This window comes from Devosia epidermidihirudinis (genome assembly GCF_000971295.1).
In the GTDB taxonomy this organism is placed as follows: Bacteria; Pseudomonadota; Alphaproteobacteria; order Rhizobiales; family Devosiaceae; genus Devosia; species Devosia epidermidihirudinis.
Genome location: NZ_LANJ01000016.1, coordinates 89,294 through 110,890, shown reverse-complemented (window position 1 = coordinate 110,890; position 21,597 = coordinate 89,294). Strand labels below are relative to the sequence as shown.

Genomic DNA, 21,597 nt, shown 5'->3' with positions numbered 1-21,597 from the left:
TCCTTACTGTTTGGCGCTGTAGCGCAGATTTTGGTCGTCGGCGCCGAACACCATGATCTGCTCGGGAGCGATCTGGAGATCGAGCGAGGACCCCACGGGCGGATTGATCTGCCCAGCAATATTGAGGGTGAGCGACTGGCCATCGTCGAGGCGGCAGTAGATCTGGGTTTCATTGCCCAGCTGTTCGACCAGATCGACCGTCACCGGCACGATGCCGGCGCCCGAACCGATGGAGAAACTTTCGGGCCGAATGCCGATGCGGATAACTTCGCCAGCCTTGAGCGCGCCATTGATCGAGGGCAGAGTCAGACGACCGGCATTGCCGACGCGCAGCACCAGCGCGTCGCTGCTCGACTGCTCGACACTGGCCGAAACGATATTGGTCGGCGGCTGACCAAGGAAGGTCGCGACGAACAGGTTGCGCGGATTGTTGTAGAGTTCGAGCGGCGCGCCGACCTGCTCGATCACCCCTGCGCGCATCACCACGATCCGGTCGGCCATGGTCATGGCCTCCACCTGATCATGGGTCACATAGATCATGGTATTACCGATGCGGCGGTGCAGCCTTGTGATCTCAACCCGCGTCTCGCTGCGCAATGCCGCATCGAGATTGGACAGCGGCTCGTCGAACAGGAAGATCTTGGGGTTGCGCACAATGGCGCGGCCAATGGCAACGCGCTGGCGCTGGCCGCCCGACAGGGCCTTGGGCTTGCGATTGAGCAGATGCTCGATCTTGAGGATTTTGGCGGCGGCCAAAACGCGCTCGGCAATCTCTGCCTTGGGGCGGCGCGCGATGCGCATGCCAAAGCCGATATTGTCCGCCACGTTCATATGGGGAAACAGCGCGTAGGACTGGAACACCATGGCTACGTCGCGCGCGGCGGGCGCCGCGTTGGTCACGTCCTGCCCTTCGATTTTGAAGGAGCCGCCACCGATATCGTCGAGCCCGGCAATGCAGCGCATCAGCGTGGACTTGCCGCAACCCGATGGCCCCAGCAGCACGACGAATTCGCCGCGCTCGATGGTCAGGTCGATGGATTTGAGAACGGCGGTTTGCGCATAGGACTTGCTGACACCGCGCGCCTCGAAGGCGGGGATTGATTGGCTCATTTGACGGCGCCCATGGTCATGCCGGCGATCATCTTTTCGGAGAGGAGCGCGTAGGCGATTATGGTGGGGATGATGACGATGGTGACGCCGGCAAACATGCCCGGCCAGTCACCTGTGTACTGCATGGCGTTCTGCAGCGAATAGAGCCCGAGCGGCAGCGTTCGATTGTCCGGACTGTTCAGGATCACCAGAGAGAGCTGATATTCGTTCCACAGCCAGATCAGGTTGAGGATCAGCGCGGTCAAAACGCCAGGCATCGCCATGGGCAGCATGACATGCCAGAACACCTGAAAATCATTGCAGCCTTCTAGCACCGCAGCCGATTCCAGCTCGGACGGCAGCGAGGCGAAAAAGCCGGTCAGCAGGTAGATCGTCACCGGGATGGAGATGGCGATGAACACAAGGCTCAGACCCGTCAGGCTATCGGTCATGCGCAAATATGACAGGATGCCGAAGATGGGGATGAACAGCATGGGAATGGGGATGCCCATGCCGAGCACGAAGAGGTTGGTCACCGCTTCGCGGCCGGGGAACTTGGCGCGCGCCAGCACATAGGCGGCGGGCGTCGAGACCAGAAGGATGGCAAACACCGAGCCGCCAACCACCATGACCGAGTTGAGGAAATAGTCGCCGAGCCGCCCGACATTCCAGGCGGTGGCGAAGTTGGACCAGATGAATTCCTGCGGCAGGTTCCAGCCCGAGCGCAACACTTCCCGCTTGGATTTGACGGCGCTCAACAGAACATAGGCGATAGCGGCGAGGGTGAAGGCCGTCCACATCCAGACCAGGAAATAGGCTGGCAGGCGACGGACCCAGCCAGGCACACGCGAGATGCGGCGGGCAGGCGGCGGGCTTTGATAAACGGTATCGCTCATGCCTAAAACTCCAGCTGCTCGCGGCGCAGCAGACGGCGCACGACAACGATGAGAACGAAGGTGATCACCAGCATGACGACGCCAATGGCGGTCGCATAACCGAGCTGGTAGATCGGGTCGCGCTGGCCGAAGCCCATGATGTAGAGGTAGATGCCGAGCGTGTAGAGCTGCTGGGGCACCTGCAAGAACCCGAAGGCGTAGGGGAATTCGAACATCTTGATGGCGTTGATCATCCAGATGACGAAGGAGATCGCCATCACGTCCCAGAGCATGGGCACGGTGATGAACCAGAACTTCTGCCAGAGCGAAGCGCCTTCAAGATCGGCGGCCTCATAGGCGTCCGTCGGTATCTTGTCGACGCCCGCCATCAGCAGGATCAGGAAGAACCCGGTGAACACCCAGACCAGCGCGGCCAGCATGGCCCAGAAGATATTGTCGGGCGAGGTCCACAGCGTTTTGGCCACATCGGTCAGCCCGACCGCCGAGAGTGTAGTGTTGAGCAGCCCGCTGCGGGGATTGTAAATATAGGCCCACATGCCGGCGAGCGCGACGACCGACACCACATTGGGCAGGAAGAACACCAGCCGGAAGAACTTCTTGCCCCAGATGCCCGAGGTGAGCAGTACCGTATAGAGAAACGCCAGGCCGAAGACGAAGAAACCGCCGACAAACAGGATGGCGAGCGTATTGCGCAGGCTCAGCCAGAACACGGTGTCGTTGAACAGGCGCGTGTAATTATCGAGACCGATAAAGGTCATCTGCTCGCCGAACCCCGACCAGGAGAACAGCGAGAAATAGAAGGTCGACAGGGTCGGAACCAGAAACAGCCCGCCATAGATCAGACTGGCCGGAGCCAGGAACAGCACAATCAGCCGCTTGCGTATCACGCGACACCACCGGAAAAGCGAGGGAGGGTGCAGCGCAGACTATGCATCCGCGCTGCAATCGATCAGGAGCGGTTGGCCCAGAATTCCTTGGTGCGCGCGACCATCTGGTCGACGAACTCGGCGGGCGTGATGCTGCCGAGGAACACCTGGTTATGCAGGGCCTCGTACACATTGGTCGAATAGTCCGGATACTTGGCTTTGATGCCGTGGTTTTCCGAAAGGATCAGCGTGGCTTCATCGAGCGACTTGCGCGCGGCGGCAACTTCCGGAGCCCATTCGACATTGCGATTGGCAACGCCGATCTTGGCGTCGGTCGCGTAGCGCTGCTGGGATGGGGTCGAGGCGATAAACTTGATGAACTCGCGCGCTTCGGCCTCATGCGTCGAGCTCGCAAGGATCGCCATGCTGTGCGAGTTGATCTCGACGTGGTTCACATCGCCCAGACCACCTTCAACGGATGGGAAGCGGATCGCGCCCCACTTGAAGTCGTCTTCGACCGTGTCGGCCAGCTCCACCGGCAGCCACGAGCCAACCAGCTCGACTGCAGTTTCGTCAAACGCGATGGTCTGCTGACCGGCTGGCCACTGATAGCCGCGGCTTTCAGCCGGGATCAGCCCGCGCGCCCACAGGTCGAGTTCAAGCTCGACAGCCTTGAGCACGGCAGGATCACGCCAGGTTTCGCCGGTCTTGTCTTCGGTGGCGCGCATCAGGAAGTCGGGACCGGCAACGCGCTCGATCAGGTAGTTGAACCACTTGATGTTGTAGAAGGCGATATCGCTTTCCACCGCAATGCCGTTGAGGCCGCTGGCCTTGACCTGCTCGAGGGCGGCAACAAAGCCATCCCAATCTTCGGGCAGCGCCGAGACGCCAGCCTTTTCCAGCGCACCCTGGCTGTAGAAGATGTTGTAGGCGTAGAGCATGTAGGGGATCTGGTAGAGCGTGCCGTCATTGGACGCCATATCCAGCAGGTGCGGATAGAACAGATCGCCAAAAGTGCCGGCTTCCCCGCCCGGCGCTGGCGCTGCCAATTCAGCATCCCATGGCAACAGCGCCCCGGCGGCCGCCAGGCCACCCTTGAGCCCGTCCATATCGGAATCCATAATGTCGATCTGGGTGCCACCCGCCAGCGCATTTCGCACTGTCGTCTGGTTCTGGCGCCCGTTCCACACTGGGGTGATGGTCACGCCCGGATGGGCGGCCTCGAAGTCAGCGATCAGCGACTTCATCACATTGGCGCCGGGCTCGGGCTCGTTCCACAGCGACCAATAGACCAGATTTACACCGTCCTGAGCCATAGCGCCGAATGACAGCGCGCTCAGCGCCGTCCCCAGCCCAAGGGCGAGTAGAGTTTTTTGCATACATCCCTCCTGAAGCGCACCCCTCAAGGCGCAGGAGAAACCCTAGCAAGGCATCTGTAGTTTTGCAACGCGATTCTATATAGCTGCGTAGTTTTGCAATTAGTCGCCGATTGGCTGGAATTTCATCGTGCCATGCAAACCGCTGAGCGTGCGGCGGATGTTTTTCAGGTGCTGCAGCGAATGCGGGCTCAATTCCACCGCCACGGCTGCCGCAAGGCAATCGAGCAGATAGAGCTGCGCGTAACGCGTCGGGCTGGGCAGGTTGAAATAGACCTCGTCGTTGAAAACGCTAATGGCGAGGTTCACATCAGCCACTTCCGCCAGTGGACTATTGGCAGGCGCAATGGCGATGACTTTGACGCCATTGGCCCGGGCAATTTCGGCACTGTCGATCACAGACACAGGTTTGCCCGTCGCCGAGAAACACAGCAGGACATCTTCGGGCGCCATGATGGCCGCGATCATGCGCGACTTGTAGGGATCAGCGCTCGATTGCACCGCAATGCCCAGTCGGAACAGCCGGTTTTCCGCTTCCTGCGCCATGATAGCCGAACTGCCGCCGACGCCTAGGCACTGAATGCGCCGCGCCTTGGACAACAGCTTCACCGATTGCTCGAAAGCCTTTTCGTTCAGCATCGTCATGGCTTCGGTCATGGTCCGCGTCGCGGCTTCATACATGCGCTCGGCGATCGAGGCGGGCTGTGAATTATGCACCAGCGCATCGGGCGACAGGAACATCCTCGTCACCACGAGATCTTCCGCCAACTGCAGCTTGAAGTCAGTGTAACCGGTGCACCCCAGCTTGCGCGCCAGCCGGATCACGGTGGGCTCACTAACGCTGGCGCGCGCTGCCAAAGCCTTGATCGAGGAGCGACTGACCCAGTCAGGATCGGCGAGAATCGTTCGAGCGACCTCCAGTTCGGCGCTGTGCAGCGTTTCGGATGCGACCTGTAACCGCTCCAGCAAATCGGGACGATTTTCGCGCGAAGACCGAGCCTGCGGGGCCTTTTTGGGGCCAGCTTCTAGTTTGGATCGCTTGTCGATGATCAGAACTCCACGCCGCAAAATTCGCCTGCAACCAATCCTATGCCAGCGGTCAACCCGCCATCAATCGGAATGACTGCGCCGGTGATCATACGCGATGGACCATAGGCGAGAAACCACGCCAGCTCAACAATGTCGGATGGCGCACAGACATCGCGCAGCGAATAGTATTTCTTGACGTTGTCCATGATAGCCGGGTTCACCGCAAGCCGCTCATCCCAGGCCTTGGTGCGCACCGTGCCAGGCATGATGGCGTTGACGCGAATGCCGTTGGGGCCATATTCGGTGGCGGCAAATTTGGTCAGCTGGATCAGCCCCGCCTTGGCCGCGCTATAGCCGGGATAGCCATACATGGCGACGCCATTGACGGATGCGACGTTGATGATCGCACCACTTCCGGCCGCAGCCATGGCCGGATGCACCGCCTTGATGCAGCGGAACGCGCCATTGAGATTGATCTCCATGTCGCGCATCCATTCGCGCTCGTCCGTCTGCTCCAGACGCGGCTCGGTGACGGCGCCGGCATTGTTGATCAGAACTGCAACATGGCTGCCATTGGCAGTGGTCGCCGCATAGGCGTTGGCAACGGCGTCGGCGCTCGAAATATCGACGACAACGGAGGTGTAGCGCTCGGCAAACAGGGCATCATTGTCGGCCAGTCGCACCGGATCGATGTCCCAGCCGACGACGGTTTTTCCACGCTCCAGAAACAGTGTCACCAGCGCCCGGCCGATATCGCCAGCCGCCCCGGTCACCACCACGCAATCCGCCATTTCGGCCTCCGTCATTACTCGCTTTCAAAAGTAGTTTAACTACTCCTGATTTGCAAATATGTAATTTTGCGATTGCAATGACTAAGGCGCGGACCTATCAATGAGATATCTCCAGAGGGAATGCGGATGAGCCTGGTACCAAACACTATTGTAGAGTTGCGCTTCGAAGAAGTAATCGTTCCCGCCAATCCCGGCTCGGTCAACACGCCAGGCCACGACAAACCTCTCCATATGCTACCCGTGGGCGGAAAATCGGGCTGGTCGGTCCAGTTCGACGAGCTGCCAAAACTCATTCTGCAACTGCGCCTTGCTGACGGCACTGTGGGCTGGGGCGAGTTTTATCGCGACCACAACTGGGCCACCGTCAGCGCCGTTTCACAGAATCTGCTCGGACGCACGCTGGATGAGCTGCCACTGCAGGATCTACCTATTCCGCTGTCGCGCGAATATGACGGCTTTGAATGCGCCATTTGGGACGCCACCGCCAAGTCGCTGAATATTCCGCTGCATCGCCTGCTCGGCGGCGCGGTGCGCGACAAGGTCAAGGTCGGCTCCTGGAGCAGCTGGCGCGAAATGGACGAGATGGGCCCGCTGGCCAAGTCGTTCCAGGATCAGGGCTTTGACACGATCAAGCTCAAGGCCGGCCTTGACGATGATATCGTCGGCTGGTGCCAGGAAATCCATAACCATGCGCCGGGCATGTGGGTCATCGTTGATCCCAACCAGCGCTGGGAGAATGCCGGCGAGGCGCGGCGACGCCTGCAGGCCCTCGATCGCATCGGGAACCTGATGTTGATCGAGGATCCCATTCCACGCTGGATGTTGCAGGACTATGCGCGGCTGCGCACGTTCACCGCAACGCCCGTGGTTCTTCATCTCTCCCTGCCCTATGTCTACCAGGGCCAGCGCCCCTATGATGCCATCAACGCTTTGGCCCATGGCGCCGTCGATGGCTTCAATTTCAATTGCGGCCTTGCCAAGTTCAAGGAACTGGACGCCATTTCCACCGCCGCCAACCTGCCCTGCTGGCATGGCTCGGAAGTCGATCTCGGCATTTTGGAAGCGATGTATGTGCATCAGGCCGCCGCCGCCAAAAGCTGCACCTGGCCATCGGACATTTTTGGCCGCCTGATCCGCTCGCATGATCTGCTCGAGACCCCATTGGCGTTCAGTCCGCCCTATGTGGCGCTGCCGCAAGGTCCAGGCCTTGGCGTCACGCCATCGCCCGAAGCCATTGCGCGCTTCAAGCAGTCCGAAAACGTCTTCGCGCTCTAAGGCTTATTCATGTCGTACGATATCAATCCCTTCCCACCAGCGGACACCGACCGGCACGCCATCTGGGAAATGCTGGTGCGGCGCGACATCGAGGCCTATCTCAATGTCGATTGGGACAGCCACGCGCTCGACTTCGACGCTTCGGGCTTTTTCGGCATTGATGGCCTTAGGACCGGCAATCCCGATGGCTGGCGCCCGCTGTATCCGACGCTCGAGAGCTACGCGAAAAGTTGGGTCGCCTTTGCCCAACAGGGCGCCAATGCCAGCTATGCCGAAGATCTGCGCATGGCCACCTATCGCTGCACCATCCTGCGCGACATCGACATCATCGGCGATCTCGCCATCGCCCATAAGAAGTTCGATGGCTCGGTGGCGCTGACCGGTGGCGGCTTTGACGTGCTCAACTGGCAGACCATCTACGTCTGCCGCCGCGTCGATGGCGTCTGGAAGATTGCCGGGTTCCTCGGCTTCCTGCCCAACCCGATGGGCGCGACCCTTGCCAGCGCCCCCGCCATTCGCGCCCCGGCCTCGCGCCAGCACGATACGGCAGGTCCCTATTCCCCCGTGCTCGAAGTCTCCGCCTCGCGCCTCGTCGTGATTTCGGGACAGGTGGGCGTCGATCAAAGCGGCACGCTACGCCAGACCGACTTTGCCGGACAGGCGCGGGAAACGCTGATCAATTGCGCCGCTCAACTGGCCGCTGCCGGCTGCACGCTGGCCGATGTGTTCAAGGTCAATTGCTACGTCACCGATCTGGCCGACTGGCCAGAGTTCAACGCCATTTATCGCGAAGTCATGCCCGAGCCGCATCCCGTCCGCACCACAGTACAGACCGGCCTGCTGGCAGACTTCAAAATTGAAATCGAAATGTGGGCTGCCAAGAAATGAAGTGGGAAGACCTCACCACCGTCGAATTCGACGCGCTTGACCGCACCATTCCGGTGTTTCTCAACATTGCCGCCATCGAGCAGCATGGCCCCCATCTGCCCGTGGCCACCGACGCGCTGATCGGCAATCATTTTCTCGACCGGCTCGACACCGTACTCGGCCAGCAGGTTCTGGTGTTGCCGCAGGTCAAGGTCTGCTGCTCGCGCCACCACCTCGATTTCGCCGGCACCCTCAGCGTCAGCCATATGACGTTTCTGGCCTATGTCACCGAGGTTCTGAACAGCGTCGTCCATGCCGGGTTCAAGCGCATCGTCGTGGTCAACAGTCACGGCGGCAATCAGGCCATCGGGCAGGTGCTGGTCGAACAGTTCGGTTCGGACAATCCGGGCGTCACCATCGCCATGGCGACATGGTGGACCCTTGCGCGCACGGCGCTGGCCGAGATCAGCGAAAGCGGCCCGTTCGGCGTTGGTCATGCCTGCGAGTTTGAGACCTCGCTCATTCAGCTGATCGCCCCCGAAAAGGTGCGCGGCCCGATCCCCGACGGCAAGCACTATGTGCACACCTATGAGTGGGCCGAAGGCGATATGTTGCGCGGCGCCGGTGGCAGCGTCTATCGCTCGATGAAGGATATTTCGGGCGGTTCCGGCATTGTCGGCGAGCCCTCCTATGCCTCCCCCGAAAAGGGTCAGCGCATAAGCGATGCCGTGGTCGAGCAGTTGATCGCCGTGGCGAAGACCCTCGCGCCCGGCACCGGGCCACGCCCATGAGCGAGATCGGCAGCAAGCGCCTCCTCAGCAAGCGCGCCCTTGTTACCGCCGCCGGTCGGGACGTTGGCCGTGCCATTGCCGAGCGCTCGTGATTCCACCGGCCTTGGTCCGGCGACACTGCTGCAGAATTTCCCTCTGCCACGGTGACCTCTAGCGCACCCATACAGCGGCGCCTTCGTTGACGCGATCATAGAGATCGATGACGTCCTCGTTGAGCATGCGGATGCATCCCGATGACGCTTCAGTGCCGATGGTCCAGGGCTCAGAGGTGCCATGAATGCGGTACAGCGTGTCGGCGCCCCCCTCGAACAGATAGAGAGCCCGGGCCCCGAGGGGATTTCCCGGGCCCGGATCGATCCGGCGCGGCAGGTTCGGCGTTTGTTGGTGCATATCATCGGTCGGGTACCACGCGGGCCAGACCGCCTTACGCCCGATGGTCGCTGCTCCCGACCAGCGATGACCCGCCGCCCCAACGGCCACGCCATAGCGCTTCGCCGTTCCGTTCCCTCCAATGAGATAGAGAAAGCGTTGCTGGGTATCGATCAGGATGCTGCCCGCAGGCGCGCTGATGGGCGCATCAACGGTCACAGGCCAAAAGCGTTTGTCGAACCGGCTGCGATCAACAATCCTGACTTTGTAGGGCTCTCCCGCATAGGAGGTCGCCTGCACAGCTTCAGGCCTTGCAGGACCCGTACTCGTGCAGCTCGCCACTCCGAGCAGGCAAATACACAGCAGCAAGACCCTCGACACAACTGCACGCAAATCAGGTTGCCCCAGGCCGGTCTGTAGCGCCTACCATTTTACCGTGAGCCCCAGCGTGCCGCTCAGCGATGCGCTTTTGCCGAAGTTCATCAGGCTGGTCGTGCCGGAAATCTCCCCATGGAGCGCGTATTTGCCGTCGGCCCAATGGTAGGTTCCACCAAGCCCGATACCGCCCCAGAGGCGATCGCCATCGCTGCTGAAGCGCGCGCCCGCAACGTCCACCTGGGTGCCGTCGAGAAACTCATTGTAGAGATTTAAGGTGGCAGTGGCGTCAAGGCTCGAAGCCTCGCCGGACTGGTCCTTCCACGTGCTTTGATAGCGCGAGCCAAGGCCGAGGCGTCCGCGCAAACTATCGCCCTTCGCCAAGGAAACGGGGGCACCATAGGGGTCGACGAAGGGGTCAAAATCGACGGTCGAATAGGTCAGCTGGATCTGCGGTGTGAGCATCCAGCTGTCACCGAGCCTGACGTCCTGACCCACTTCAACCCCGACAGCATAACCCATGCCGTTATTGTGGCTGACCATGGAGTGACCCAACGTCCTTGAATACAGGGTGCTGTCGGAGCGGTTCAGCTGCGCCTGGGCATCAGCGTAAAAACCTGTCTCGCCCAGCCATGTCAGAGAGCCGCCCAGACCGTACGCTGTTGTGTCGATAGAACCCTCGCCATTGGCGGAGGTGATGTCCGAGCGGGCTGTGCCGTATTGCACCGTCAGGGCGGCGATCAACCTGCCCTGATCGCTGTCCACGAGCAGGGTATCGACCCCCGCCTGGACCTGCAGCGCATTGGTGGCAAAGGTCATGCCGCTGGTGGAGAGCCTTGGATCAATTCGGTCGTGGCCGGCCTCCATACGCCCCCAGATGCCAGTGCTCGAGCGGCTCGGGTTGGCATCGAGGTAATAGGCGGCCTGCTCGTTGTTGATGATGCAACGGAAGTTTTGCGACGCATCCTTGCAAAAGATGGTCTCCGGCTCACTGGGCGCGAAAGCTTGACCGCGATTTTTGTCGCCGACGCGCTGGCGCAGCGTGGGCAATGTGTTGAGGCGCAGCAAGGTGTTCGGATAAGCCTCATACAGCGGCACACCCGGTTGATAGGCCGTGGAGCGAAGATACCAGTTGCCGTCATCGGCGTCGGCTCCGACGCCGTTGTGATTGAGTGTATAGCCGTAAGCGCCCGCGACAAGGGCCTGCTGCCCATTGTTCACATAGTCCCCGTTGAGCGCGAACGCGCGCGCGGCGGATGCCGCCTTATTCCGCACTTCAACCAGTTCAATGCCGTTCCCCAAGGTTGCGGCGCCAAGGCCGCCCTTGTTGGTGACCGAGATGGTGGTCGCGCCTGTGCCCAGCTGCGTGCCATCGACGATCAGCATATCGGCGTTGGAGCCCGTCTGCCCCGCCACGGGGATGCCGGCGTTGAGAATTGCATTGAGGTAGAGCGCGCCACCGTTGGAGACGAAGACACCATTTCCTGCGGGGCCACCCGCTGCGCCATTGGCGGTCATCACCAGCGTATTGCCCACCGCAGGGCCACGCAGGTCGACCAGGCCCGCATTGTTGAAGGTGGCGAGATTGGTGAACTGACCCTGGACGACGCCTTCGCGGGCCATGTCGTAAAAGGCGACGTCCAAAGCGCGACTATTGGTGCCGGTGGTGGGCAGGTAGAAGCCCGAAGTATCGGTGGTTTTCGCCCCCAACACGTCGAGGAACCGGACGGCACCGGGCGCAAAATTGTTGAACACCGCGCCAGGGCCGCCAAAATCGGAAATCGCCACCCGCTTGGTGTCGCGGATTCCATCGAGATCGGTGTCGGTGAAGTGGCGGATATCGAAGGAGTTGAACGAGCGGTTGTTGAAGATATTGCCGCCCCCGCCGGCCAGCTCGACAAAGCCGGTAACGGTGCCGTAGTTCTCGATCCTTAGGCTGCCCGCCGCCCCCACCTGGCCGATGGCGCGGTCAGAGCCTGCCTGGATGGTGCCGTAATTGGTTAACAGACTGGTCACGCCCGAACCAATCTGGACGCCAGCTGCAGCGACACCAAGGGGGGCACCAACGCCTGATGTCGTAGCCTGCCACCCCCCGGTTACAGTTGTGCCAGCCCCGATGGCAATCTCAGCCGCCCCCGTTTGCGTGGTGGCCATCAGACCAACGCCATACTCGCCCGCGGCAGAAACCGTTCCATTGGAAGCAATTTTGGCGCCCGTATCGCCGGCCGCCCGAATACCCGCCGAATTGGCGCCGTCCGCCGTGATGGCGGAGCCGGCGGTTTGCACGATCGTTGCCGTATCCCCGCTCGATGAGGCGGAGACACCCGAACTGTCATTGCCAGATGTCGAAACCGCTCCCGCGATGGCTATGTCGACAGTGCCCGCACTTTCCCCAAGGGCACCAGCAGAGCCATTCCCACTCGTGGTCACATAGGCGCCACCGCCCAGCTCGATAGTGACCTGCCCGACACCAGCATGGGTCGCATGAATACCGGTCGCGGAGTTACCGGAGGTCGATACGCTTGCACCGGCAGACGTGGTGAGGAGAATGGGCTGGGAATTTGCGGCATTGCTGATTTGTGCGCGAAGTCCAGCGGATCCGTCACCGTAAGTTTGTACTTCACCGGCTGACGCCAGGGTAACAGTCCCCATGCCCCCGCTGAGCGCCCAAGCTCCTTTGGCATTGTCTCCTCGAGTGAGGAGCGAGGCGGAACTGCTCAGGTCAACCGACACAGCGCCAGGACCGTTTGAGTCAACATAGGCCAGCGCCGCATCGGCACCGTCCTGTTTGGTCTCCACGGATCCTGCCGCAGTGACGAACGCTCCGCCATCACCATAATTGAGGGCATACATGCCGACCGCGTTGACGCCGTCCGTGATGATTGATCCCGAGGCGGTCAAATTGACCGATGCATCGCCTCCCTGCGTAGCCAGGGCGTTCATCCCGTAAGCAGAATACCCGTCGGTTGCTATCTTTCCTGACGAATTAAGAAAAACCGAACCACGCCCCCAATGGACACCGTAAACACCGATTGAATACTCCCCCGATGTCTTGATGGTGCTCCCTGCTATTTGATCTATTGAGACAGAAGCAGTACTCAGGAGATCATGGATGGTTCCATTCAAGCCATTAGCACCAAGTGTGATGTTTGGGTCTGGGATTGGACTGCTGGCCGTTATGTCGGCGCCGGAAATGATGCTGATGGCCCCCGAGCCATACTGTTCCAAAAGCACGCCATTCGTATCCACCCCACCCACACCGATTTTCACGCCGGTACTCAAGACGACCGCGAGCGGAGCGGTCGAAGAACTGCTTAGATGAACACCATTCTCTCCATCGTTGATAGCGCGCTGGATGACAACGCCATCCTGCACATGAAGGGTCATGCCATTGAGGTTGGTATACGAAATGCCCCCGGAGAAGGGCGAGGTATCCCCCACGTCGCTGTTGGGGGTTATGTTCACCGTTCCAGCACCAGAATTGCCTGCTATGCCATCACACACGGCCGTCGCCGCGAGCACAGAAATGGTAATAACGCCGCACTCTTCGTCCGCTAACACCTCGCCTTTCGACAGCAAAGCGCCTGCCAGAGCCAAGACCATCAAAACCGGCAGGGCAATCCGTCCACGGCAAGAAGCGCTTAATTGCGTCCCCGAGACGCCAATAATATTTGCATTGTGAACAGGTTCGATCGCCAAATTTGTCGAGATGTTTGGCATAGGCGTCCTCGCATCACTGTATCGATGTAAGTCTTGAACTCATCCGTATGATTAGAAACAAAATCGGCAACAACAGTCGCCACGCAGGCAATGCGCATGGGTAGCCTGCTGCGCAGGAGCAAACGCGCCGCCATATACATTTGAGAAAAATGGTTAATACGCCATTAATTTGCAGTACGCAGGAATACTGAGTCGTCCGCAGCACAGCAAAAATCGGATCTTTACTCGGAACACTATTCGCCCGGCCGTGCGTTTGATCTAGCTCGCTAAGAATGCGCGGGCGCTACCCGGCGCGCAATGCCAACTATCGAGCAGGCGTCGGCTTCCGGCTGGCACCGCCCCCTCCCAGAAGGCCATCGCTGATCGTCCGTGGCAAAAAGGGCGCATCGGAAACGGCGCGCCCTTGCAGTCCTATGCCGTTGATTTGTTTGATTTCACGCCGCCGCAGCGATCATATGAGACGGATAACGCCGTCCCGATTTGCGCCAGCCGTAGCGCTTCGACAATCGGCCAGCACCAATCACGGCTAATTGGCGAGCAAGCTGCCGACTGCGGCGCCGCCGGCACCACCAATAACGGCGCCGCCATAGCCGGCAAGGGCCCCACCCACCAAAGCACCACTGGCACCGCCGATAGCTGCGCCAGTCACGGTGCGCTGTGTGGTCGTGCATGCTGTGAGCGAGAGCGCGCTAATAACGACGAGCGCAATGGGTCCGAGTTTTCGCATAGCAGTCCTCCATGCCAGCGACTCAAGGATGCGGTCGCCGGTCCCACCACCATTGAGCCCCCGGCCCCCGGCTTTTTTGTGGCCAGGGCCAGACGGGCATCAATCAGGGCTTAAGCGTGTCCAGCATGTTCAGACGCATCTGGGCCATGGCACTGCGGGCGTTGTGAAACTCGGTATTGCCAACGCGGGCGAAGGCGATGTCGTAGAGGCGCCGAGTCTCTTCATCCATCGAGCCCAGCAGAGCGAGCCCTGCATCGGAGGCGAACACCCTCTTGATGCGCGCATCGGCCTCGTCATTGATGCGAAACACCAGGCCGCGCTCTTCCATGCGGGCAATCAGCTCACCCGCTGCCGCCCTGCCCATCATGCAGATGGCGGCCAGTTCGCTCTGGGTGGAGCCGTTATGCCGGTGCAGGTGCATAAGCATCCACCATTGCGAATGCGTCACCCCCAGATGGTGCACCGCCTGATCGAACCAGGTCGCCATGAGCCGCGACAGCTCATGCAGCATGTAGAGAAGATCACCTTTTTCTTCCCAGGTTGGCAGACTCGCTGCCGACTTGTTTTCAGGTCCTGTGCCCACAGACGGTCGCTCCGGTTCCACTCTTCGCATGTACTCCTGAAAATGCCGCCCGACAACGCAAAGGGGCTTGCCAACTCGTATGGTGCCGTACAAGTTTGCGTGCGATCGAAACTTCGATCCGAGGGAGAGGGAAAATGTCTAACACTGAAGAGTCGCGCGTTTCGCGCCGTGGATTCATGCGCGCTGCCGGTCTTGGCGTTGCCAGCACGGCACTTGGCGCCACCACAATAACAGCGGCTCAAGCTGAAGAATTTGCCTGGGACGGCGAGGCCGACGTCGTTGTTGCTGGCTCCGGTGGCGCCGGTTTGGCTGCCGCCGTTTCGGCCATCCAGAACGGTGGTTCGGTCATTGTGCTGGAAAAGGCGGAATATGTCGGCGGCACCACGTCCAAATCTGGCGGCGGCTGGTGGGTGCCCAACAACCATCACATGCATGCCAAGGGCATTGTCGACACCAAGGAAGATTTCCTGCGCTATAGCGCACGCGTGGCGTTCCCCGAGCTCTATCGGCCCGGCAGCCCGACCTTTGGCCTTTACGAGCGCAACTACAAGCTGCTCGACCACTTCTATGATCAGGGCGCCCGGATCGCCAAAACGCTGGACGATACCGGCGCGCTGCCCTCCACCATGTTCCTGTCCTGGGATGGCAAGCCAGCGCCCGATTATCACGCCCAGCTGGTCGAGAATGCCGATATCCGTGGCCGCCAGATGGCGACGCGCTCCGAAGACGGCTCGATCGGGTATGGCGGCGACATGATCGTCTATCTGTCGATGTATGTGGAAGATCATGGCGGGCGCATCGAGGTTGGCCACCGTGTCTCCCAGATCCTGCGTGATGAAACCGGCCGCGTCATTGGTCTTGAAGCCACCACCACTGACGGCACCAAGCGTTTCCGCGCCAAAAAGGGCGTGGTCTTTGGCACAGGTGGCTTCACCCACAACAAGGAAATGGCCACGGGCTTTCTGCGCACGCCTATTCTGGGCGGCTGTGCCGTGCCAACCAACGAGGGCGACCTCATCCTGATGTCGAGCCAGATCGGGGTAAAGCTGGGCAACCTCAACGAAGCCTGGAACCAGCAGGAAATCCTCGAGGAAGTGCTTGAATATTCCAGCGTGCCAAGCGGCGTGTTCTTTTTGGGCGGCGACAGTTCGATCGCGGTCAACAAGTTTGGCCAGCGCATGTATGACGAAAAATACGTCTATCCCGAACGCGGTCGCTCGCACGCCGTCTACGATCAGTGGACCGGCGACTATCCCAACCTCTACCAGGTGTTCATTTTCGACGAAAAGGCCCGCGAGTTTGGCGGCATGCTGATCCCCGAACCGGGCTCGGATATCCCGAACTATGTCATCCAGGCCGACACGCTTGAGGCGCTTACCGAGGCGGTGCAGGTGCGCTTTGACAGCCTGGAAGACCGGATTGGCCCCTATAAGCTGGATCCAGCTTTCCTCGACAATCTCAAGGAGACGATTGGTCGGTACAACACCTTTGCCGAAACCGGCAAAGACACCGACTTCCACCGGGGCGAAGCGCCGATCGATGCCTATTTCCATGCCGTGCGCGTGGATCGTGGTCTGCCCAATCCATACATGGCGCCGCTGTCGGACACCGGCCCCTACTTTGCCGTGCTGCTGGCGGGCGGAACGCTCGACACCAAGGGCGGCCCGGTGTTCGACGAAAACGCGCAGGTGGTCGATATTCATGACCAGCCCATTCCCGGTCTCTATGTGGCGGGCAATGCTGGCGCGTCTCCGTCCGGCAAGAGCTATCTGGGTGGCGGGGGCACATTGGGCCTTGGCATTACCTTTGGATACCTGGCCGCCGAACACGCCATGAAGCAGGCCTGAGGACTATGGCGCCGGGATATCCCGGCGCCATATCCGGCACAATCATGAGCAGTTTACTTCACACCTATACGGACGGCCCGACTACGGCCCCAACCTGGCTGGTTCTGCATCCGCGTTTGTCCGACCTCGATCAGGCGCGCACGATTGGCGCCTCCTTGCTGCCCGCCCTCACCCGGCGGATTGCGGTGCAATCGGGCCGGACCCAGACCTATGGCGGGGCGGGGTTGCCGCTCGGCTATTTCTGGTACGTCGGCCCCGAACATAACCCCGAACTGTCCACGCTCGGCGATGGCCTGTTTCAGCTGGAGCAATTGCTGCTCGAGCGGTCCGGCCACGGCAAGGTGGGGCTTTTGGGCGTGGGCGAGGGCGGCACCATGGCCTTGTTGCTCGCCCTGACCTGGCCCGACCGGGTCCATGCCTTGGCGGTGATGGATGCCGCCTGGCCAGAGAACCTTGATCGCATGCCCATTGCCGCCCGCGATCTGGCAGCACTGCCGACCTATCTGGGCGGCGCCAGTGCCCAAACCCAATACCCAGACCTTTTTGCAAGCCGCGGCGCCACGGTCGCGACCGGAGACGCAGCTGGCCTCCGAGCCTGGCTTGAAACACAAACGACCTCTATTGAAGGACACACCCATGCTGAACCGTAAGCTCGCCATGATCGTCGCCCCAATCATGCTCTCCCTGACGATGAGCGCCATGGCGGCAGATCATGAAATCAAGATGATGAACCGCGGCGAAGCCGGGCAGATGGTGTTTGAGCCGGCGTTCCTGCAGATCGAAAAGGGCGATACCGTCAAGTTCATCGCCACCGACAAGGGGCACAACGCCGAAACCATCGCGGGAATGATTCCGGAAGGCGCGGCACCCTTCAAGGGCAAGATCAACGAGGAAATCGAGGTCACCTTCGATGTCGAGGGGGCCTATGGCTATAAATGCGCGCCGCACTTTGCCATGGGCATGGTGGGGCTGATCGTGGTGGGCAGCGCGCCCGCCAATCTCGATGCCCTCAATGGCGCCCGCGTCCCCAATCGCGTGCGGCAGATTTTCGATGGTCTGGTCACCCAGATCGACCAATAAGCCCGCCCGGACTTTACGCGCAAAAAAGGGGCCGCTGCGGCGGCCCCACGTGGTTTGTGCGCGCCCGTTGGCGCTAGAGGCTCTCGGCAATGATGTCGAAAGAGCGCATCCGGGCCGCGTGATCGAAAACATCCGAGACGATCATCAGCTCGTCGGCGCCAGTCCGTGCCACCAGATCGGCGATGCCTGCGCGCACCGTGCTGGGCGAGCCGTAGATGGAATGGGCCAGCATGTGCGCCGCCTGCGCCTTTTCTGCCGGTGACCAATAGGCTTCGATATCGTCGATCGGGGGCTGGCTGAGCCCGCGCGCGCCCCGGAAAATATTGGCGAAGGACATTTGCTGGGTGGTGGCCAGACGCCGCGCCTCGGCGTCGGTTTCAGCGGCGATGATATTGACGCCGATCATCGCATGAGGCGCCGCCAGCTGCTCGGAAGGCTTGAACCGGCTGCGATAAATCTCCAGCGCCGGCATCAAGGCGTCGGGCGCGAAATGAGAGGCAAAGGCATAGGGCAGGCCGAGCTCGGCGGCCAGCTGCGCGCCATAGGTGCTGGAGCCCAAGATCCACAGCGGCACCTCGGTGCCAGCGGCGGGCACAGCCTGCAGGCGCTGATTGAGTTCTGCGGGGGCAAAATAGGCCTGCAACTCCAGCACATCCTGCGGGAAATTATCCGAATTGGTGAGGGAGCGGCGCAGAGCGCGCATGGTCATCTGGTCGGTGCCGGGTGCGCGTCCCAGACCAAGATCAATACGGCCAGGATGGAGCTGAGCCAAGGTACCGAACTGCTCGGCGATGACCATGGGGGCGTGGTTGGGCAGCATGATGCCGCCTGCGCCGATGCGGATCGTGGCGGTGCCGGCGGCAATATGGGCCAGCGCGATGGAGGTGGCAGCACTGGCAATGCCGGGCATGTTGTGGTGTTCGGCGACCCAGAAACGCGTATAGCCCAGGCGCTCGGCATGTGCCGCAGCGGCGCGCGCATTGTCCAATGCCGCTTTGGGTCCCGACCCCTCGTTGACCCGGACGAGATCGAGAATAGACAGCGCAACCATGACGAACTCCATAATATCGTAATTTTACGATATAGGTTGAACGATCTGGCTTTGCGAGGGCGCGCCACGCCGATTTTTGCCGAGGGCTCACGCGCGGGCCAGAACGTCCCACAGGCGCTCGCTATAGACGCCGTCTTCGGTGTGGCTGCGCATGTAATTGTCGATGACGGAGCCGAACGCCAGCCCATTGGGGAAAATATCGGCAATCTGGGAGGCATAGGCAGCAATGGCGCCGAGCTTGCCGGGCAGATCGACGGCAATCAGACTGGACCCCTTGGGCGCAAAGGGCGAGCGGCGCAGCGCCGCCGCGACCGTATCGGGCGCATTGGGCGGGAACAGGCCGGTGGCGTACGGCATGTCCTCGTAAAGGCCCAACTGGATCGGGCGCTGTGCGGCCAGACGATACAGCGCCCTTGTGGTGACGGCATGATCGACATGGCCACCAACACCCAGCGGCCCCAACACCAGATCGGGCGCGAAATCGGTGACCCAGCCCTGTAGCAGCTGCAGCAATGGTGCGCCGATCGGATCATCGACATGGGGCGCGGCAAACACTGACTGGCGTGTCGGATAAAGCGGGGCGCCGCCATGGCTGGTGCGATAGAGCGCGTCGAGCAGGCCGCCAAACACCGGCCGCGCACCGAGCGAGGTTACGGCAATCTCGTCTTCGTCGCGCCGCGGGGCATAGGGATTGGCGCCCAGATTCCACATGCCGTGCAGCTCCTGCGCCAGCGGCGAGAGCGCACCGCCCTGCGGGCTATCGGCGGTGAACACCGTGGCAACGATAACATCGGCGCCATTGACGGCGGCCCGCTCGATCAGGCCGCCAACGCTGAGCACGCCATCGTCAAGGTGCGGTGAAACCACCAGGATTGTCCTGCAGGCGTCGATGTCGATCATGTCCGGCGTGTCCCCTACCCCGGGCTCACTGTGCCGCGCAGGCGGGCAAATATCCAGAGGCAGATGCCGGGGTGGCTCAGGCTTTGATTGCCATATTGGCGATATCGGTGAGCAGGCCAGGTCCGGTGGGTGTCCAATCGAGTTCGGACCGCGTCCGGGCGCTGCTGGCCGACATATCCTTGCCAACAAACGCGGCGAGCCAGCCGAAATGGGCAGCGCAATCGGGCCGGGCCACTGACAGGGTGGGCACGCCCAGATAGGCCCCGACGGCTTCAGCAATATCGCGGAACGGGATCGCGCCTTCATCGGTCGCGTGATAGCGCGCACCGGGCTGGCCCTTTTCCAGCGCCAGCCGGAACAGGCGCGCCGCGTCATCAAGATGGGTGGCCGACCAGCAATTGTCGCACGCATCGACAAAGGCGGACACCCCCTTGTGCCAGGCCAGATCGATCACATCGGTCACGAGGCCCTGTTTGACTGTGTTGTGGATCTGGGACAGCCGCACCACCGACAGGTTGACCCCGCGCTCGAGCAGAGCGGCACCGGCGCGCTCGGAGGCGACGCGGGGATTGGGGCTCTGTGCATCGAACTCATTTTCGCGTGCAGGTTCGCCCGCCTTCGTCGCGCCCATTGCCGTGCTCGAGGCAATGACCAGTGGACGATCCGACCCCATCAGCGCCTGGCCCAGCGCCGTGATGGCCCGCCCATCCTTTTGGCAATTGGCGGCGAACTCAGCGAAATTGTGGTCGAACGCGGTGTGGATCACCCCATCGCACGAGGCCGCCGCGCGGCGGAGGCCATCAAGGTCTTCGATATCGCCGAGATGGGGCTGGGCCCCCGCTGCTGCCAGCACGCGGGCGCCAGCCTGCGATCGGGTGAGGCCCAGCACCTGATGGCCAGCCCCCAGCAATTGGGCCAGAACGGCCGAACCGATAAACCCGGTCGCGCCGGTGAGAAAGATCTGCATGTGAACTGCTCCATTGGTCTTTCCCCGATCAGCGCCTATTCTCTATCCCGTTAAAGTAGTGATCTTATCCCGGTATAATTGGTAACAGCATGGCGGCGACGACGGGCTCGGGAAATCTGCTGGGGGCGTATCTGAGGGATCGGCGGGAACGGCTCGACCCGGTGGCGCTGGGCTTTTCCGCAGGGCGACGGCGTACGCCCGGCCTGCGCCGCGAAGAAGTGGCGCAGCGCGCCAATATCAGCCCGACATGGTACACCTGGCTGGAACAGGGGCGCGGCGGCGCGCCCTCGGCGGACGTGCTCAACCGCATCGCCAATGGGTTGATGCTGACCGAGGTGGAGCGCGAGCACCTGTTCATGCTTGGGCTCGGTCGCCCACCCGAAGTGCAGTACCGCGCCGTCGATGCGGTGACGCCGCGCCTGCAACGCCTGCTGGATGCCTTCGAGATCAGCCCCGCCATCATCAAGACAGCGACCTGGGACGTAGTGGCGTGGAACCGCGCCGCCGCGCTGATCCTGACCGATTACGGCAGTCTGCCCGCCGCAGAGCGCAATATCCTGCGGCTAATCTTCGGGCGGCCCGATATTCGCGCTGCCCAGCTCGACTGGGACAGGATGGCACGGTTCGTGGTCGCGGCGTTTCGCGCCGACGCGGCACGGGCCGGTGCGTCCAGCGCCATCACCCAACTGGTCAGCGAGCTCAGCGCCATCAGCCCCGAATTTGCTGCCATGTGGAGGGACCATGATGTGCACAGCCATGGCGAGGGCACCAAGCGGCTCGATCACGCCGTTCTTGGGCTGATCGAGCTGGAGTATTCCGGCTTCGCGGTGGACGGCCGACCCGACCTCGGCATGATCGTCTATAATCCGGCCACTCCCGCCGATGCCAACCGTCTGCGCGCCCTGCTGGCGGCCGACCACGGCGACACTTCCCAAGTTTCACGCTCGAGATAAATTCGCTATAGATCAAATGATTGGACCCGGATCGGCGGTGAAAGC

21 protein-coding genes are annotated in these 21,597 nt (G+C 61.4%); 8 read left to right on the top strand and 13 right to left on the bottom strand.

Annotated elements, in window-relative coordinates:
* Nucleotides 1-3 precede the first annotated feature (3 nt).
* The 6 genes from WH87_RS08860 to WH87_RS08835 all read right to left on the bottom strand — a co-directional run bounded on the left by WH87_RS08860 (nucleotide 4) and on the right by WH87_RS08835 (nucleotide 6,062).
* On the bottom strand, nucleotides 4-1,110 hold the full coding sequence (locus WH87_RS08860; protein WP_046139452.1) for an ABC transporter ATP-binding protein: 1,107 nt from the start codon (nucleotides 1,108-1,110) through the stop codon (nucleotides 4-6).
* Nucleotides 1,107-1,985, bottom strand: coding sequence for a carbohydrate ABC transporter permease (locus WH87_RS08855; RefSeq protein ID WP_052726477.1), 879 nt, complete (start codon nucleotides 1,983-1,985; stop codon nucleotides 1,107-1,109). Before WH87_RS08855 ends, WH87_RS08860 begins: the two co-directional genes overlap by 4 nt.
* A 2-nt stretch (nucleotides 1,986-1,987) precedes the next feature.
* Nucleotides 1,988-2,872: a carbohydrate ABC transporter permease gene (locus WH87_RS08850; RefSeq protein ID WP_046139453.1), complete on the bottom strand. Its 885-nt coding sequence runs from the start codon at nucleotides 2,870-2,872 to the stop codon at nucleotides 1,988-1,990.
* Nucleotides 2,873-2,934: 62 nt separating this feature from the next.
* Nucleotides 2,935-4,230 carry an ABC transporter substrate-binding protein gene (locus WH87_RS08845; RefSeq protein WP_046139454.1) on the bottom strand — a complete coding sequence of 432 codons (1,296 nt, stop codon included), beginning with the start codon at nucleotides 4,228-4,230 and terminating at the stop codon, nucleotides 2,935-2,937.
* Between the two features lie 99 nt (nucleotides 4,231-4,329).
* Nucleotides 4,330-5,295, bottom strand: a complete 966-nt coding sequence (locus WH87_RS08840; RefSeq protein WP_052726478.1) for a MurR/RpiR family transcriptional regulator — start codon at nucleotides 5,293-5,295, stop codon at nucleotides 4,330-4,332.
* A complete protein-coding gene (locus tag WH87_RS08835) occupies nucleotides 5,277-6,062 on the bottom strand; it encodes an SDR family oxidoreductase (RefSeq protein ID WP_052726479.1) in 786 nt (261 codons plus the stop codon). The genes WH87_RS08840 and WH87_RS08835 overlap by 19 nt, the downstream gene beginning before the upstream one ends.
* A 111-nt stretch (nucleotides 6,063-6,173) precedes the next feature.
* Between WH87_RS08835 and WH87_RS08830 the strand changes: the two genes are divergently transcribed.
* Genes WH87_RS08830 through WH87_RS08820 form a run of 3 tightly spaced genes read left to right on the top strand, consistent with a single transcriptional unit; the run spans nucleotide 6,174 to nucleotide 8,980 of the window.
* Nucleotides 6,174-7,322 carry a mandelate racemase/muconate lactonizing enzyme family protein gene (locus WH87_RS08830; protein WP_046139455.1) on the top strand — a complete coding sequence of 383 codons (1,149 nt, stop codon included), beginning with the start codon at nucleotides 6,174-6,176 and terminating at the stop codon, nucleotides 7,320-7,322.
* Nucleotides 7,323-7,331: 9 nt separating this feature from the next.
* Nucleotides 7,332-8,210, top strand: coding sequence for a Rid family hydrolase (locus WH87_RS20295; RefSeq protein WP_082092589.1), 879 nt, complete (start codon nucleotides 7,332-7,334; stop codon nucleotides 8,208-8,210).
* On the top strand, nucleotides 8,207-8,980 hold the full coding sequence (locus WH87_RS08820) for a creatininase family protein (RefSeq protein ID WP_046139456.1): 774 nt from the start codon (nucleotides 8,207-8,209) through the stop codon (nucleotides 8,978-8,980). The genes WH87_RS20295 and WH87_RS08820 overlap by 4 nt, the downstream gene beginning before the upstream one ends.
* Before the next feature lie 150 nt (nucleotides 8,981-9,130).
* On the opposite strand, the gene WH87_RS08815 is transcribed toward WH87_RS08820, so the two are convergent.
* Nucleotides 9,131-9,649 carry a L,D-transpeptidase gene (locus tag WH87_RS08815; protein WP_052726480.1) on the bottom strand — a complete coding sequence of 173 codons (519 nt, stop codon included), beginning with the start codon at nucleotides 9,647-9,649 and terminating at the stop codon, nucleotides 9,131-9,133.
* Between the two features lie 123 nt (nucleotides 9,650-9,772).
* Nucleotides 9,773-12,667, bottom strand: coding sequence for an autotransporter family protein (locus WH87_RS18965; protein WP_052726481.1), 2,895 nt, complete (start codon nucleotides 12,665-12,667; stop codon nucleotides 9,773-9,775).
* A 375-nt stretch (nucleotides 12,668-13,042) separates the two neighbouring features.
* Here WH87_RS18965 and WH87_RS19770 point away from each other — a divergent pair, with 375 nt between their 5' ends.
* Nucleotides 13,043-13,282: a hypothetical protein gene (locus WH87_RS19770; protein WP_197410765.1), complete on the top strand. Its 240-nt coding sequence runs from the start codon at nucleotides 13,043-13,045 to the stop codon at nucleotides 13,280-13,282.
* A 688-nt stretch (nucleotides 13,283-13,970) separates the two neighbouring features.
* Here the strand turns inward: WH87_RS19770 and WH87_RS08805 are convergent.
* On the bottom strand, nucleotides 13,971-14,171 hold the full coding sequence (locus WH87_RS08805) for a hypothetical protein (protein WP_046139457.1): 201 nt from the start codon (nucleotides 14,169-14,171) through the stop codon (nucleotides 13,971-13,973).
* 103 nt (nucleotides 14,172-14,274) lie between these two features.
* On the bottom strand, nucleotides 14,275-14,754 hold the full coding sequence (locus WH87_RS08800; RefSeq protein WP_052726482.1) for a MarR family winged helix-turn-helix transcriptional regulator: 480 nt from the start codon (nucleotides 14,752-14,754) through the stop codon (nucleotides 14,275-14,277).
* A gap of 134 nt (nucleotides 14,755-14,888) precedes the next feature.
* Here WH87_RS08800 and WH87_RS08795 point away from each other — a divergent pair, with 134 nt between their 5' ends.
* From WH87_RS08795 to WH87_RS08785, 3 genes are read left to right on the top strand one after another with little or no spacing between them, the layout of a single operon-like run.
* Nucleotides 14,889-16,601 carry an FAD-dependent oxidoreductase gene (locus WH87_RS08795; protein WP_046139458.1) on the top strand — a complete coding sequence of 571 codons (1,713 nt, stop codon included), beginning with the start codon at nucleotides 14,889-14,891 and terminating at the stop codon, nucleotides 16,599-16,601.
* Between the two features lie 44 nt (nucleotides 16,602-16,645).
* Complete coding sequence (locus WH87_RS08790) at nucleotides 16,646-17,251, top strand: hypothetical protein (RefSeq protein ID WP_046139459.1); 606 nt, start codon at nucleotides 16,646-16,648, stop codon at nucleotides 17,249-17,251.
* Nucleotides 17,238-17,681, top strand: coding sequence for a pseudoazurin (locus tag WH87_RS08785; RefSeq protein WP_052726484.1), 444 nt, complete (start codon nucleotides 17,238-17,240; stop codon nucleotides 17,679-17,681). Before WH87_RS08790 ends, WH87_RS08785 begins: the two co-directional genes overlap by 14 nt.
* A 73-nt stretch (nucleotides 17,682-17,754) precedes the next feature.
* On the opposite strand, the gene WH87_RS08780 is transcribed toward WH87_RS08785, so the two are convergent.
* The 3 genes from WH87_RS08780 to WH87_RS08770 form a co-directional block, all read right to left on the bottom strand.
* Nucleotides 17,755-18,732: an LLM class flavin-dependent oxidoreductase gene (locus tag WH87_RS08780; RefSeq protein ID WP_046139843.1), complete on the bottom strand. Its 978-nt coding sequence runs from the start codon at nucleotides 18,730-18,732 to the stop codon at nucleotides 17,755-17,757.
* An 87-nt stretch (nucleotides 18,733-18,819) separates the two neighbouring features.
* A complete protein-coding gene (locus WH87_RS18960; RefSeq protein WP_052726485.1) occupies nucleotides 18,820-19,632 on the bottom strand; it encodes a PIG-L deacetylase family protein in 813 nt (270 codons plus the stop codon).
* 76 nt (nucleotides 19,633-19,708) lie between these two features.
* On the bottom strand, nucleotides 19,709-20,599 hold the full coding sequence (locus tag WH87_RS08770) for an SDR family oxidoreductase (RefSeq protein ID WP_046139460.1): 891 nt from the start codon (nucleotides 20,597-20,599) through the stop codon (nucleotides 19,709-19,711).
* Between the two features lie 89 nt (nucleotides 20,600-20,688).
* On the opposite strand from WH87_RS08770, the gene WH87_RS08765 reads away from it, so the two are divergent.
* Nucleotides 20,689-21,552 (top strand): helix-turn-helix transcriptional regulator, encoded by an 864-nt coding sequence (locus tag WH87_RS08765; RefSeq protein WP_046139461.1) that lies wholly within the window; start codon nucleotides 20,689-20,691, stop codon nucleotides 21,550-21,552.
* The last annotated feature ends 45 nt before the right edge of the window (nucleotides 21,553-21,597 follow it).